At 40.0% G+C, this 14,109-nt stretch carries 13 protein-coding genes and 1 tRNA gene; 9 read left to right on the forward strand and 5 right to left on the reverse strand.

Translation table 11 applies throughout. The features are described 5' to 3' along the window. Positions 1–278 precede the first annotated feature (278 nt). The 6 genes from ACR3I3_RS08125 (at position 279) to ACR3I3_RS08150 (ending at position 5,036) form a co-directional block, all read left to right on the forward strand. A complete protein-coding gene (locus tag ACR3I3_RS08125; protein ID WP_440951762.1) occupies positions 279–1,394 on the forward strand; it encodes a hypothetical protein in 1,116 nt (371 codons plus the stop codon). 570 nt (positions 1,395–1,964) lie between these two features. Next, the gene (locus tag ACR3I3_RS08130) at positions 1,965–2,417 is read left to right on the forward strand and encodes a hypothetical protein (RefSeq protein ID WP_440951763.1); all 453 of its coding nucleotides are present in this window, start codon (positions 1,965–1,967) and stop codon (positions 2,415–2,417) included. 7 nt (positions 2,418–2,424) lie between these two features. Beyond that, positions 2,425–2,787, forward strand: coding sequence for a thioredoxin family protein (locus ACR3I3_RS08135; RefSeq protein WP_440951764.1), 363 nt, complete (start codon positions 2,425–2,427; stop codon positions 2,785–2,787). Further along, complete coding sequence (locus ACR3I3_RS08140) at positions 2,784–3,488, forward strand: cytochrome c biogenesis CcdA family protein (protein ID WP_440951765.1); 705 nt, start codon at positions 2,784–2,786, stop codon at positions 3,486–3,488. The genes ACR3I3_RS08135 and ACR3I3_RS08140 overlap by 4 nt, the downstream gene beginning before the upstream one ends. A gap of 300 nt (positions 3,489–3,788) precedes the next feature. After that, a tRNA-Leu gene (locus ACR3I3_RS08145) sits at positions 3,789–3,873 on the forward strand. Between the two features lie 473 nt (positions 3,874–4,346). Continuing rightward, positions 4,347–5,036, forward strand: a complete 690-nt coding sequence (locus tag ACR3I3_RS08150) for a carboxypeptidase-like regulatory domain-containing protein (protein WP_440951766.1) — start codon at positions 4,347–4,349, stop codon at positions 5,034–5,036. Positions 5,037–5,540: 504 nt separating this feature from the next. Here the strand turns inward: ACR3I3_RS08150 and ACR3I3_RS08155 are convergent. Next, a complete protein-coding gene (locus ACR3I3_RS08155; protein ID WP_440951767.1) occupies positions 5,541–6,482 on the reverse strand; it encodes a right-handed parallel beta-helix repeat-containing protein in 942 nt (313 codons plus the stop codon). A gap of 120 nt (positions 6,483–6,602) precedes the next feature. Then, the gene (locus ACR3I3_RS08160) at positions 6,603–9,029 is read right to left on the reverse strand and encodes a plasma-membrane proton-efflux P-type ATPase (RefSeq protein ID WP_440951768.1); all 2,427 of its coding nucleotides are present in this window, start codon (positions 9,027–9,029) and stop codon (positions 6,603–6,605) included. A 326-nt stretch (positions 9,030–9,355) separates the two neighbouring features. Between ACR3I3_RS08160 and ACR3I3_RS08165 the strand changes: the two genes are divergently transcribed. The 3 genes from ACR3I3_RS08165 (at position 9,356) to ACR3I3_RS08175 (ending at position 12,215) form a co-directional block, all read left to right on the forward strand. After that, a complete protein-coding gene (locus ACR3I3_RS08165) occupies positions 9,356–10,633 on the forward strand; it encodes an APC family permease (RefSeq protein WP_440951769.1) in 1,278 nt (425 codons plus the stop codon). Positions 10,634–10,645: 12 nt separating this feature from the next. Continuing rightward, positions 10,646–11,947, forward strand: a complete 1,302-nt coding sequence (locus tag ACR3I3_RS08170) for an APC family permease (RefSeq protein ID WP_440951770.1) — start codon at positions 10,646–10,648, stop codon at positions 11,945–11,947. Positions 11,948–12,074: 127 nt separating this feature from the next. Then, positions 12,075–12,215 (forward strand): hypothetical protein, encoded by a 141-nt coding sequence (locus ACR3I3_RS08175; protein ID WP_440951771.1) that lies wholly within the window; start codon positions 12,075–12,077, stop codon positions 12,213–12,215. A 1-nt stretch (position 12,216) separates the two neighbouring features. Here ACR3I3_RS08175 and ACR3I3_RS08180 read toward each other — a convergent pair whose 3' ends face one another. The 3 genes from ACR3I3_RS08180 to ACR3I3_RS08190 all read right to left on the reverse strand — a co-directional run bounded on the left by ACR3I3_RS08180 (position 12,217) and on the right by ACR3I3_RS08190 (position 14,108). Then, on the reverse strand, positions 12,217–12,354 hold the full coding sequence (locus ACR3I3_RS08180; protein WP_440951772.1) for a hypothetical protein: 138 nt from the start codon (positions 12,352–12,354) through the stop codon (positions 12,217–12,219). 41 nt (positions 12,355–12,395) lie between these two features. Then, positions 12,396–13,691: an APC family permease gene (locus tag ACR3I3_RS08185; RefSeq protein ID WP_440951773.1), complete on the reverse strand. Its 1,296-nt coding sequence runs from the start codon at positions 13,689–13,691 to the stop codon at positions 12,396–12,398. A gap of 252 nt (positions 13,692–13,943) precedes the next feature. Next, a complete protein-coding gene (locus tag ACR3I3_RS08190) occupies positions 13,944–14,108 on the reverse strand; it encodes a hypothetical protein (RefSeq protein ID WP_440951774.1) in 165 nt (54 codons plus the stop codon). Position 14,109 lies beyond the last annotated feature (1 nt).

The raw sequence follows: 14,109 nt of genomic DNA on the forward strand, positions 1-14,109 counted from the left end.
AATATATATTATTATATTTATGTAATATGGGGTTTTCTTTAAGAATGTATTTATAAGACAAAATAGAAATTTAAATTAGAAGTTCATATTCGTCTCTGGGGGAAGACAAGGCGGCGCTGCCATTTATTTATGCCTGATGGTTTTTGGTATGTTCTGGCTTTAGTTATACTGATCTATACTGAAGTGGATGATCCTGAAGAAACGAATATTATGAGATGGTGGAAGTAATGATAATTAAACAAAGTATACTGATTTGTTTTGGAATGGCTTTGCTATTAATGACCATTGGAACAGCATCAGTGGTAGCACAGGGTATGGAAACACCAATCTGTACAAATCCCGATAGACAAGTGAATCCTGCCATCTCTGGTGACAGGATCGTCTGGATGGATGTGCGCAATGGGAACTGGGATATCCACATGTATGACCTTTCAGTTGCCATGGAAACACCAATCTGTACCAACCTGTATATCCTCTTAACTGCCATGGAATCACCAATCTGTATCAATCCCGATAAACAAGCGAATCCTGCCATCTCCGACAACAAAATTGTCTGGATGGATGATCGCAATTGGAACGAAGATATCTACATGTATGACCTTTCAACTGACACGGAAACACCAATCTGTATAAATCTCGATTATCAAGGATCTCCTTCCATCTCCGGTGACAGGGTAGTCTGGGAGGATAACCGTAATGGAGAAGCAGATATCTACATGTATGACCTTTCAACTGGCACGGAAATACCAATCTGTACAAATCCTGCGGATCAAGAGTCCCCTTCCATCTCCGGTGACAGGATCGCCTGGATTGATTGGCGTAATGGAGAAGCAGATATCTACATGTATGACCTTTCAACTGGCACGGAAATACCAATCTGTACAAATCTCGGTTATCAAGGATCTCCTTTTATCTCTGGCGACAGGATCGTCTGGATGGATATGCGCAATGGGAACTGGGATGTCTACATGTATGACCTTTCAACTGAAACGGAAATACCAATCTGTACTGATCTCACGAATCAATTGTTCCCTTCCATCTCCGGTGACAGGATCGTCTGGGAAGATAGGCGTAATGGAGAAGCAGATGTCTACATGTATGATCTTTCAACTGCCATGGAAACACCAATCTGTACAAATCCAGGTAAACAAGTTAATCCTGCCATCTCCGGCAACAGAATTGTCTGGACTGATTGGAATAATGGGGATGCAGATGTCTACATGTACGATCTCGCTGTGAAGTTGGATGAGGACGGCGTCTTGGAAAAAGGTGAACCCGTCAAAAGTGTGATTCTTGAAGAAAATTTGGATGATAAGACAATTCCTGTATTTTTAACTCTTGGAACGATTGCAATACTTGGTCTGGCATTCCTGTTTCTACGTAAGAAAGAGTAAACTTAAATAAGGGTTTAAAATCTGATAAAACAGATTTTAATCCTTATCTGTTTTTATTCACCCTGCTCACTATTTCGCCTTTTTCATGCCGACACAGGCACCTATAAAAATGAGAAACAGAGCACTAATTCCTGAGATTTATTCTGCTGGCGGCTGTCCGGTTAAACAACCCACTGCACTGCTAACAAACAGAACCATTCCCAGTACCACCAGTAATCCACTGTTTTTTGTTTTCATTTTTATTCGACCCACATCATTTGTTGCTTATTTTCCAGATTGCAATACTGGATATAAGCTAATTGCTACAACTGCAGAAACTAGAGTATCATTTTATGCAAATGGATTATTGCTCACTGCCTTCCGTTTCATATAATGGAGAGAGTCTTTGTGCAAGAGAATATAGAAATCGAGTAAAGGAAACGAAGTTCAAGGTACTTATACACAACTTTGACATAACTCTTAAGGTTGTGTCTTTAGTTTGGTTCAGGATTTCAATAAAACCAAAAAGTGTCTAATTATCTATATATGCGATAAATTTTAATTTATGTATAAAGAGGAGAAGGTACATTTATGCAAAGATCAACTTTGGTTGCAGCAGTGGCTTTAGTAGTTTTACTCTCTCTTGTGGGAACTGGTTGTGTTTATATCAATAATTCTCAACAGGAAAATGATGCCCAGTTGAATTTAATATATAATAGCTCCCATGCCATCGAAATTACGATGAATGACCCGATTGTATCCGAGTATATGTCACGTTACTACTCTGAACCAGATTGGAGGGTAATCAGAACAACTCTTGTTCATGAAACACCTTCCGACCAGTATGACACTGCTATGCAGGAATACAATGTTTGGAAAGTTGAGATCATGGAACGCAGTTGCGCTTGTCAGGGCGTAAATGACCTATATGTTCTGGAAGGTTATGTATCAGCAGATACTGGTGAGTTGCTGGAAGTATCAAAAATGAAGATTTCAGAGAGTAATTATGACAAACAAACATGTGCTTCGACAGTATGTCACTGAATAATGAGTGTTTTCATTAATCCTTATGCTTGCGATTTCTAACATAGTTACTGTTTCGGCAACCCAGTCAGACGAAGTGATGATCGAATATTTTTACGAGGATGTATGCCTGAAATGCCAGCAAGCATCTCCGATCATAGATTCGGTAATCAGCAGGCACGGCAACATCAATTATACAAGTCATAACATAGCGACCTCCTATTCTATAATGAAAGAATACGGAGTCTACACTGTTCCTGCTATTGTCATAAACAAAAGTACGGTTATCAGCTATTCCGATTACGAGGGAGACGCTGTGTTACTTGAAAACCTGCTTGTAGAAGCTATTAAGAACGCAGCACCAATTCCGGATAATGGCACTCCCCTTTGAATGAAAACGGTGATGAAGACGCCATTCTCTTTGAACTTTCATCGACAATTGTTCTGCTCGCCGGCTTCAATCCCTGCCTTCTCGCAGTGCTTGCATTTCTGGCTTCGATCACAATATCCTCCAATGGAGGAAAAAAAGAAATGCTGATCATCATCGGTGGTTTCTGCGCTGGCATATTCACCACTTACATGATAGCCGGAATAAGTTTCCTGAAAGCCGTTACGATCCTCCCAGCATCAAGGGATTTTATCACATTATTCATGACGTTATTGATAGGAGTCCTTGGTATCTGGCACATCTATGATGCATACCACCTCCGGTACCACTCAAAATCGACCTTCAAAACGCCGGGTTCAATTGTATCTTTTATGAACAAAATACACGAAAAAAACGCTTTTGCTTTATCGTTTTTTGCAGGCGGTTTATTTTCATTGGTCAAAGCTCCCTGCGTAGGTGCCGTTTATCTTTCAATTCTGGACATGTTAATAGCAAGGACAGACCTGCTGGAAGGAGTTGTATATCTTTTCGTCTACAATTTCGGAGTCGTACTTCCAGTGTTAGTACTTGGTGTATTTCTGGCGTTTGGGCTAAGTCCTGAAACTGTAATGCAATTCAGGGACAAAAGACGCTCTGCGATAAGGTTTGTTACAGGTATCGTATTATTATTACTTGCTCTACTTTTACATTTAAATTTGATATAAAATATAGTAGAGGTAACCAATGTTATTCACTACCTTCAACCTTTAATATTCTTCAGCAGCCATATCATGTTCTATTCAAAAATGAGCTTATTCTGCAATCCAGCATTCGATTCAACCTCCCTCTCATATAAACATTGAGGGTAAACGATATATTGTTTCTCTTGTTTTTGCTGCATGTAATGAAGATTTCTTTTAGAGAAATTCATCTTCTTCATTCAATGTAGAACAGTTAAAAACAACTTCTACAACTCTTAAGATATTGTGCGCTGTACTGAACAAAAATTCAGAAAAAATTCATTTGCGAGGGTTGCCCAGCCAGGTCAAAGGCGTCGGACTTAAGATCCGATTTCGAAGGAATTCAAGGGTTCGAATCCCTTCCCTAGCACTCGTTTTCTGGAATATAGGTAAGTGTAAAAAACCGAAATCTCTAAATTTTCAGATGATAGATTTCTAGTAAAGTCTAGAATACTTACAACATATTTGGAGTAAGCCTTGCTTAGAATCTTGTGTTTTCAGCTATGATATTTTGATATTTAATAGCTAAGATTGTATCCGTAGGCAAAAGTGACCAGCTACTTTATTGATAATATCTGTTTTTATTATCCCACTTAGTTAACAAAGTTACATCCCACGGTAAATATTAATATATTTATCTAACATATACTATTTTTTGATAATGTATATATAGGATCGAGTACAATTTTTAGTTAGAGATTTATGCTTGTCTGTGGGGGGTCGACAAGGCATCACTGCCTTTTTTGAACTTGGAAATTCCGGGCATGTCCTGCCTTATTGATAATGATCTCTACAGATGTAGAGGGATTTTAAGATTGTAATCAATAAGGTGGGACAAAATAAATGAAAAATATAATGGGAATTATCGCAGCTATGCTCTGCATCTTCTTACTCGCAACTGTCGGTGTGGGCGCCGCTGAAGAACAACAGAAACTGCCCCCTCGGTATCGCGTGGTGCAGTTCGATGTGACATATCACGACGAGATCGTCGGCAAGCTAAGCGTGAACACGAACCAGTGGACGTATGTACTTAATGCACATGGACTAGAGCCCGACACGGAATACCACTTCTACTGTCGGGGTAAGTTCTTTTCGATCAACAATGAAACAGCCAACGAATACGGCAATCTGCACATGAAAGGTGAGTGGCCGCAGGAGATAGATGTTGTAGGAACCACTCCAGAGTTTGCTGTGGGGGAGAGGCTGCCCTTGGGTACTTGGTGTTATACGCCACAGTTCACTGTAAAATGCTACGTAGGGTTGCTTAGGTCAACGGTCTGGGGCACGCTCACAGATTCCAGCGGAAATCCACTACCAGACCAACTCATAACAGTCTTTTGGTATGATAAGAAGACTGACACCTGGGAGGCATGGTTTTCGGTAACAACCGATACAGACGGTGCATTTAAAGTGACATCAAGTCTCACTCCTAAAAACGGTGTTAAGGCAATCAGTTATGAAGGCGAATATGATGGAACCACGTATTGTGATACGTGGGCCTATGCTACCTATGAATCAGGAGTTCAATTGTAATAGTAATTGCATACTCTCATACGGGTAGTAAAGGGAAAACGTGCGGTAATTGAAATGAAAACGCACATAGGGGGGCGTTCGCGCCTCCTTTTTCACTTCTACATGAGATTTTGTTTTTTCCTTTATAGCTTTTAGCATCTCCAATCTTTCTCTACATGTGCATTCAATGTAAATGGTTTATCACTCTTAGTGTTCTGTTTCATGCAATGCAAAGTACCTTTGGAGAAGCCCCTTTCTTCGATTCTATGCAGAACAGGCAAAAACAACTTCTACAACTCTTAAGATCTGGTATGGAAAGATATCGAGGGTTCGAATCCCCCCGCATCGTACATTTTTGAAAAATGCATGTATAAAGCGGGAAAATACAGCTCCCGGAATTACTTATAATATGCCTTACCCTATTATTATGACAATCCGATCTCAACATATTTTAAATAGCCTTATACCAGAAGATCTGCCGATCTCTTAAGGTAGAATATATTAAATAAATTGGATAAAATAAAATTAATCGTTATTTTTGTTTTTCTTTCTGAATAAGCAACACACTCCAACCATGATCAAGGTACTTAAAGTGTTAACAAATGGTATTCTGGCGACTTCTCTATTACTGATGTGATTATTGTAAATATGATTTTCAGTATAGTCTGCTTCGATTCCTTCACTATTATTTATTAGAAAATTATCGTTCAATGTATTGTTATTGGATATGTCCAGAGAGATTCCATTCTTACCATTCGAGCTTATAGTGTTATTGTTAATTTTATTATTGTTGGAACTAATAAATGAAATTCCATCCAGGCGGTTTGAATATATTGTATTATTGCTGAATCTGTTATTGTTTGATGCCTCCAGAACGATTCCATTCCATATGTTTGAGTATATGGTATTGTTTCTTAGGTCATTACTATCTGAGCGCTCAAGAAAGATTCCATCAAAAATGCTTGAGTATATTGTGTTATTGATGAGAGTATTGTTACTGGAAGATGCAAGCTCAATACCATTCTCATTGTTTGACAGGATGTTGTTGCTAATTATACATTCATGAACTTCGTCGAGATAAATTCCGGCTTTTGCAGGACCATGAGTGCCTTTTATACTAAAACCACCGATGATCACATTATTTGAGGTTATATGGAAAACATGATCATTTTCCCTAGCTTGAATCGTAGTTTCATTAGGGATTCCTGAATTAGATATTATTGTTAATGGTTTGTTTATGTCCAAATTTTCATTATAAGTGCCAGGGTTAACAAGAATAATATCTCCAGAATTTGCATTGTCTATTGCATCTTGTATACGGGTATAATTTGCTTCTGGATCGTCATTGACAGTGATAGTGGCAGCAGAAACGGCACCTGTAATAATTATCAGGAAAAATACTGCTATCAACAACTGGATCATTTTATATCTACTTAACATTCCCATTATCCTTTTAAGAAGCATCATAGACCCCACATGTTATCATTACTAATTCCTATGTTGCAAAGCAGGTAAAAACCACACGGTTATCTTGCTATCAAAATAATTTAACTGTTTGTTGTGATTAATGATTTTGTCATAATTATTTTACCTGTGAAATCTTATACCCGTGTGGTTAAGTAATTCGTAAGCGCGAACTTTTATTAGATCAGTTATAATAAAAGCCGCCAATGCATATCCCCAAACAAACAGTGCAAGATTCCAGCCCATTGCAGGGAGTAAAATCCCGTAAACAGTGATGATTGTGGCAATAAGTTGTGTAGTTATAACCGCTATAAATAAGGGAAATGCTGGTTTTACTGACCAGAAGGGACCTTTCGTTCTTGCTACGAACATTGTTAAGTGGCCAGCTACAGAGAGCTTTAGATAGATAAAAGACTGGAGAACTTCATGGTTTAACTGAAAAACATGTAAGCCAATGTAAAGTATCCCAAATGATGTGGCAACTCCAATAATTCCAAGTATAGTAGCCATACTTAGTAGAGTTCGCATATCCCATTTTTCCGGCGTATCAGAATATTTGACATTATCATAAGCAATGGTCATGATTGGGGCATCATTCAGAAGTGCCAGCAAGACGATCATCAATGCAGTAACAGGATAGAACTGGAATACGATGATTGAAAGAGTTATGAAAAGCAATATGCGAATTGTTTCAGTAATACGATATATGGAATAATTGTTCATCCGCTGGAATATTTTACGACTTTCCTTGATAGCATCAACAACTACGCAGAGTCCGGGTTTTGTTAGCACTATATCAGCAGCTGATTTTGCTGCATTCGTAGCGCCGGCGACAGCAATACCTGCATCCGCTTTTTTCAGGGCTGGTGCATCATTGACCCCATCTCCTGTCATACCAATAATATGACCCTTGCGCTGCAGCAGTTCAACAATATGGTACTTATGTTCCGGGAAAACCTGGGCAAAACCATTTGCAGTTTCAACAATTTCCTGTGCTTTCCTGTCGGGGATATCCAAAAAGGAGGAAGCAGGCATGATGTCAGAGTTCAGGTTTACCTGCCCGGCAATCTCCTTAGCAATAGCGAGGTGATCACCGGTGACCATTTTGACATCCACTCCCATGGATTGTGCAGTCTTGATGGTTTCTGCTGAGTCTTCCCGAGGTGGATCGTAAAGGGCGATAAGACCGGCAAAATGCCAACTTCCTTGAGCATCGGTCTTGGCAACACCCAATGCACGATAACCTTTGGAAGCAAAATAATTAACATCTTCGTCAACCTGTGTACTGCTTATGTCTTTGCTGTCTACAAGAGACAGAATAACCTGAGGTGCTCCCTTAGTCACTTTGAACCGGTTGCCATTGGTATCTTTTATGGTAGCTTCTGTCCTTTTTGAAACGGGGTCAAAAGGATAGAAATCAATTACCTTGTAGCTAGCAGTTGTCCCGGCAAAATCCGGGTAGATTTTGGTTTTCTCAACAATTGCATTATCTATAGGGTCCTGATCTTCTTCTCTTGATGATAGGCTTGCAAACAGAAGCACATCCTTTTCTGAAAAATCACTGAAGAACTTTATTTCGGAAAGTGCAAGCTCATTTTTAGTAATAGTACCCGTCTTATCTGAACACAAAATGTCCATTCCGGCCATTTCCTCTACAGCAGCAAGTTTAGTGACAATAGCTCCTTCTTTAGCCAGAGATATCGCACCTATCGCCATAGTCACTGAGAGAACTGCAGGCAGGGCTGCCGGTATCGCTGCTACAATTAGCACCAGTGCAAATTGGAAAAAATCCAGCAGACTTTCGTGGCGATAAAGCACCACAAAAAATATCAGGACTACAAGAACAAGTGCAAAAGCTATCAAATAGTCACCGATCTTGATGACCGCCTTTTGGAAGTGACTCTGGGTTTTAGCTTCTTCCACCAGCTTAGCGGTCTGACCAAAATATGTTTTCATCCCGGTGGCAACTACCAGCGCATCCATTTCACCCTGGCGTACAACAGAACCGGAGTAAGCAACATCAAGAACATGCTTTTCTGCAGGGAGTGATTCTCCGGTCAATGCAGATTCGTCTGCCAGCAGATAATTTCCACCTATAAGTTTAACATCCGCGGGTAAAATATCACCCAGACGGAGTCGTATCACATCTCCGGGTACTATTTCACGAGCAGAGACTTCAATCCATTTATTATCGCGGAGCACCCGTGCTTTCAGAGGCAATTTCTGTTTTAACATTTCAATAGCATTGTCTGCTTTGTGTTCCTGCCAGAAGCCCACTATGGCATTTAACATCAGCAGTGAAAAGATGATCGAAAAGTCCTCCCAACGATTGAGAATTGCAGATAGTATGGCTGCGATCTCGATCATCCATGGAATTGGACCCCAAAAGTAACTTAAAAATTTGACAAGAGGACTGGTTTTCTTTTCTGTGATCTCATTAGGTCCATATTGTTCAAGTCGCTCTTCTGCTTCTGAAGCAGAAAGACCTTTCTCACTCGATGAGATCTTCTCCAGTATTTCATTTATGGTCGCATTCTTTGCTTCTTCCATATTTATGAAAGTTTGAACCATGGTCATTCTGCCCCTTTACTTTTCCTTTCATCAAAGAGCATTGCAATAGCTACACTTATTTGAATTAAAGCAAGCCTTGTATCAAATTCCAATGATCTTGACTGACTGGCCACTTGCACCCCCCAGGGCACATGTTAATTTAATTTAGTCTTGTATTGGTATATATTTTTGGTGCATTGATGGAAAATATCACTTTTGATCCCATGATAACAACTTAAATTTCATTATTATAGAGTTATAAGGATCTACTTTTTATAACAAATCGTACAAAATTTCTTATGGTTTTAATGGCTGGGAACAGATCAATGGGGTTATGGTCAGCTACTTCTATTGGTGTTGGCGCAATGGTTGGTGCAGGGATCTTCTCGATATTTGGAACTGCAACTCAGATATCTGGTAATGCAGTTTATATCTCGTTCATAATCGCTGGATCGATCGCTCTATTGAGTACATATTCCTATGCAAAAATGGGTGTAAGGTATCCTTCTGCAGGTGGTCCTGTCGAGTTTCTTGTAAGGGGTTTCGGGGATGGTGTGTTAAGCGGTGGGCTGAACATTCTTCTCTGGACCGGATACATATTTGGACTTGCCCTTTATGCAAAAGGTTTCTCGCTTTATGCGATGACATTCATGCCTGCTGGTTCGCCGGCAATTTGGTCAAATTTCTTTGCTACTGCAATTATTGTAATCTTTACAGCCATTAATTTTATAGGTGCAAAAGCTGTGGGCAGATCTGAGATCTTCGTGGTTTCAATAAAAGTAGGTATACTGATGCTTTTTGCTTTTTCCGGCTTGTTTTTTATAAGACCTGATAATATCTCAATAGCACATTTTCCACATTTTTCAAATATAATCTTTGGAGCAGGGATCGTATTTCTTGCCTATCAGGGATTTGGATTGATAACTAATGCTGCAGAAGATATGGATGATCCCAGGAAAACTCTCCCTAAAGCTCTATATCTGAGCGTGCTAATTGTAATCTGCATTTATGTTCTTGTAAGTCTTGCAGTAATTGGGAATATGTCCATGTCCGAGATCACAAATGCAAAGGACTATGCCTTAGCAGCAGCTGCAGAACCTTTCCTGGGTACTGTTGGATTCAAAATAATGGCAATGGCTGCCCTTTTTTCAACTTCTTCAGCTATCAATGCATCTCTTTATGGTGGTGCAAATGTCAGCTATCTTATTGCCAAGGAGGGGGAATTGCCTGAATTTTTTGAGAGGAAAGTCTGGAAAAGAAGTACTGAAGGTCTGTTTATTACATCAGGTCTGGTAATTCTGTGTACAAATCTGCTGAATTTAGAAGGGATCGGTATGCTGGCAAGTGCTTCTTTGTTGGTTATATATGTGGCTGTTAATGCTGCCCACTTACGTTTGTCCGATGAAACAGGTGCAAAGCCATATCTGATATGGTCATCCCTTGTAAGCAGCCTTTTCTTCTTCGGGATCCTTGTATATTACGAACTATTGAACTCAATAAGAACCTTAATTGCATTTACATTTGTCCTCGTTTTCTGTTTCATTGTAGAGTGGATCTATAGAAAATGTTCCAGAAGAGAGATTAAGACCAGAGAGTTGATCTGATGAGGCAATTTTATGAATGACACGGCTTCAGGGAAATCCATAGGATATTTGTCTGCGGTTTCTATAGGTATTGGGGGAATGGTAGGTGGAGGTATCTTTGCTGTTCTTGGCCTTGCTGTTGAGCTTGGACAGGGTGGAACACCTGTTGCGTTTGGACTTGCCGGTATAGTTGCATTGATCACATCGTATTCATATGCAAAGCTATCTGTCAGATACCCTTCAGAAGGAGGAACTGTCGAGTTCTTGAATCAGGCATTTGGTTCAGGTCTGATCACAGGTGGGCTAAATATTCTTCTATGGCTAAGTTATGTTGTTATGCTCTCGCTTTATTCCTATGCTTTTGGAAGCTATGGTTCCACGTTTTTTCCCGATTCGATGCAATCGATCTCAAAACATGTACTTACCAGTATCATTATCGTATCATTAACTGTAGTGAACATTGCCGGTGCAAAAGTAGTTGGAAAATGGGAAGAGTGGATTGTTGCCTTTAAGGTTGCTATTTTACTGATATTTATCAGTGTAGGTATATGGAGTGCTAAATCCCACCAACTTCAGCCAGCAATTGGTGCAGATCCACTTCAGCTTGTGGCTGGAGGTATGATCATTTTCTTGGCTTATGAAGGGTTTGAATTAATCGCAAACACTGCAAAAGATATCAAAGATCCTGAAAGTACACTTCCTCGTGCCTATTATTCAGCTGTTGTCTTTGTAATTCTACTTTATGTGTTAATTGCTTTTGTTACTGTTGGAAATGTATCAGTTGATAATATTATACAGGCCAAAGATTATGCTCTTGCTGTAGCTGCAGAACCATTCCTGGGAACTTTTGGTTTTAACCTTATTGCAGTCGCAGCTCTTTTATCCACAGCTTCAGCCATTAACGCAACTTTATATGGTGCTTCACGTGTGAGCTTTATTATTGCCAAAGATGGGGAATTGCCTGAAATACTGGAAGAAAAAATATGGAATCGGCCGATTGAAGGTCTTTTGATCACCTCTGTTCTCACATTGATCGTAGCAAATACATTTAATTTAAACAGTATCTCAATAATGGGAAGTGCCGGATTTTTGCTGATCTTTGGAGCCGTGAACACTTCTAATGCTTATCTTTATCAGAAGACATCAAGTTACAGATGGATCTCAATAGCAGGGGTTATTGCCTGTTTTGTTGCATTGCTTACATTGATCTGGTACACTTTGAATAATTCTCCAAAAGATATTTTCATATTGGCATTTATGGTCTGCTCAGCGTTTGCTGTTGAAGTAATTTATAGGAGATGTACAGGCAGATGCATTAAGAAAATCCACGAATGATAGACTCATTTCAAACTTTATATTTTTATTTTAATATGGGTAGGAAATGAATTACATTAATACCTGGTTTTAAAACCATTTTTGATTTATATGAGGATATACAAATATCGTCTGTGTGGGGAAATAAATGATGGGGAAAAGATGGGTAGTTATTGCTGGTGAGGAAACCGGACCAAGATCCAATAAGAGGGGTGGTATCTGGGATGTAATTGATGCAAAAGCTACAACTATGGCTTCTCTTATTGATTCCAGAGAGATTAAATATTAGGTTATACCGAAGAGACTATTGAAAGAAACTTTCCCTTTTTTATGACAAGGTCCACTCCATAAAGGGCACGCATCCCCACAACATCAGTATGGACCTTTGTAAGGCCTTTGATCTCTATAATATTGGATTCGTATTTCATAGGAAACCTTTCTGGGTTAATTATCAGTATAAATATTTTATTTATTTGACCTGCCTTAAATTGCTTTGGCTCTTTAACCTGATAAATACTACAATGACACCCACAAGCAATAAAATAAAACCATAGGCAATGACCTCAAGACTCAGGTGTGCAAAGAGCAAAAGGGCACATAATATACCAAAAAGCGGTGAAAGAGGAAAATGGCCTATGTTAAAGGGGATCCTGAACGGTCTTTCGATATCAGGCCTTGAGTACCTCAACCATATCAGTGAAAGATTGATCGTTATAAAGATGATAAATACTATGAAATTGGTCATATTCGCCACCATCGCGATATCACCTATGAAAACAAACATTATTGAGAGTGATGTGAACACCAATATAGAGATCCATGGAGTCCTTGTCCCTGGATGGACCCAGGAGATGAATGAGGGAATTGAACCGGATTCCGCCATACCATAGAGTATCCTTGAGCCTCCGATCTGCATAAGCAGAACGGTATTGGCAGTCGAGAAAAGAGCTATCAACGAAAGGATGACAAATGCATTGCTGCCCAGCGCCACGGATGCAACCTCTGCCAGGGGAGCCGAAGACGTTGATAATACCCTCCAGTCAAGGACACTCACAGCAGCCAATGCAACAAGTATGTAAAGCAATATAGTGATTGCGATGGCAAGTATAAGGGCTCGGGGTGTCGTCCTATGAGGGTCTTTTGTCTCCTGTGATAGCTTTACTATCTCCTCAAAGCCGAGGAATGCAAAGAAAACAAGCGCTGATGCCTCAAATATACCTGACAGGCTCTGTACCTCCAGATAGTCCACAGAACCCATATAGGGAAGACCTATGGAGATTATCACAAGCAAGCCTATAACCTCGATGAAGGTCATAAGAATGGCAGCCCTTGCAGATTGCTTAATACCCACGAAAAGGATCAATGTGAACAGCAGTATAAGAGCGATAGCTGAGGGAATAGCAGGTGTGTGAAACAGGATCCCGAAATATCCCGCAAAGCCCAGGGCAACGGTAGAGCTTGAAATGATCTCCACGAAAACGACCAGCAGGCCTATAAGAAGACCCGGGAACTCACCGAAGGCATTCCTGACATACTCATATTCGGCCCCTGCCTTTGGGAACATGGATGAAAGCTCCATGTAACTTATAGCGGTAAGCCCGGCAGCAATGGCAGCAAACAAAAAGGACAACCAGAGGGCATTGCCCGAAAGACCTGCTGCCTTTCCAATAAGAACATATATACCGGCTCCCAGTATGCTTCCCACACCACTGAGTGTGATCTCCAAAAGCCCAAGCTCTCTTTTAAGAGTAACCTCTTCTCCCATTAGATCCCAAATAGAGTTAATCCCTGAAAATACAAATAGTTTGGCAGTCAGAACCACAAGGACTTTGTGAGGACTGAGAGTTTTTCATTGAGGCTTAGGCCAACAGGAGTGAGGAAGGTTACTGAAGAGTTCAACGCTGTGATGAATGGGAAAGTTGAGTACAGGAAGAGGAATAGTTCTGGAGATCTGTACTGTTGCTCAAAGTAAGAGCGTTAAGCCATCATCTTGTTGGGAAAAGGAAAACTGTTGAGTTCAGCAAATCTGTTTATGTTGGTAAGATGCATGATTCTGAGGATATGAGAAAAAGGATGGAGAACTGTCAATGACATCCAAGATCACAAGATCTTTTTCCTCATAAGTCACGTAGGCATAGTTCCTTGCTAAAGCAATATCCATATGCCCAACCAAGAGTGTCATA

The organism is Methanococcoides mangrovi (genome assembly GCF_052057775.1).
Lineage (GTDB): Archaea > Halobacteriota > Methanosarcinia > Methanosarcinales > Methanosarcinaceae > Methanococcoides.

What these genes read in the sequence shown, in the direction of transcription:
- ACR3I3_RS08170 (WP_440951770.1), top strand. Translation starts at nt 10,646, where the DNA reads ATGAATGACACGGCTTCAGGGAAATCCATAGGATATTTGTCTGCGGTT.
- ACR3I3_RS08165 (WP_440951769.1), top strand. Translation starts at nt 9,356, where the DNA reads ATGGGGTTATGGTCAGCTACTTCTATTGGTGTTGGCGCAATGGTTGGT.
- ACR3I3_RS08125 (WP_440951762.1), top strand. Translation starts at nt 279, where the DNA reads ATGACCATTGGAACAGCATCAGTGGTAGCACAGGGTATGGAAACACCA.
- ACR3I3_RS08150 (WP_440951766.1), top strand. Translation starts at nt 4,347, where the DNA reads ATGAAAAATATAATGGGAATTATCGCAGCTATGCTCTGCATCTTCTTA.
- ACR3I3_RS08185 (WP_440951773.1), bottom strand. Translation starts at nt 13,691, where the DNA reads ATGGGAGAAGAGGTTACTCTTAAAAGAGAGCTTGGGCTTTTGGAGATC.
- ACR3I3_RS08180 (WP_440951772.1), bottom strand. Translation starts at nt 12,354, where the DNA reads ATGAAATACGAATCCAATATTATAGAGATCAAAGGCCTTACAAAGGTC.
- ACR3I3_RS08130 (WP_440951763.1), top strand. Translation starts at nt 1,965, where the DNA reads ATGCAAAGATCAACTTTGGTTGCAGCAGTGGCTTTAGTAGTTTTACTC.
- ACR3I3_RS08190 (WP_440951774.1), bottom strand. Translation starts at nt 14,108, where the DNA reads ATGACACTCTTGGTTGGGCATATGGATATTGCTTTAGCAAGGAACTAT.
- ACR3I3_RS08160 (WP_440951768.1), bottom strand. Translation starts at nt 9,029, where the DNA reads ATGGAAGAAGCAAAGAATGCGACCATAAATGAAATACTGGAGAAGATC.
- ACR3I3_RS08175 (WP_440951771.1), top strand. Translation starts at nt 12,075, where the DNA reads ATGATGGGGAAAAGATGGGTAGTTATTGCTGGTGAGGAAACCGGACCA.
- ACR3I3_RS08155 (WP_440951767.1), bottom strand. Translation starts at nt 6,482, where the DNA reads ATGATGCTTCTTAAAAGGATAATGGGAATGTTAAGTAGATATAAAATG.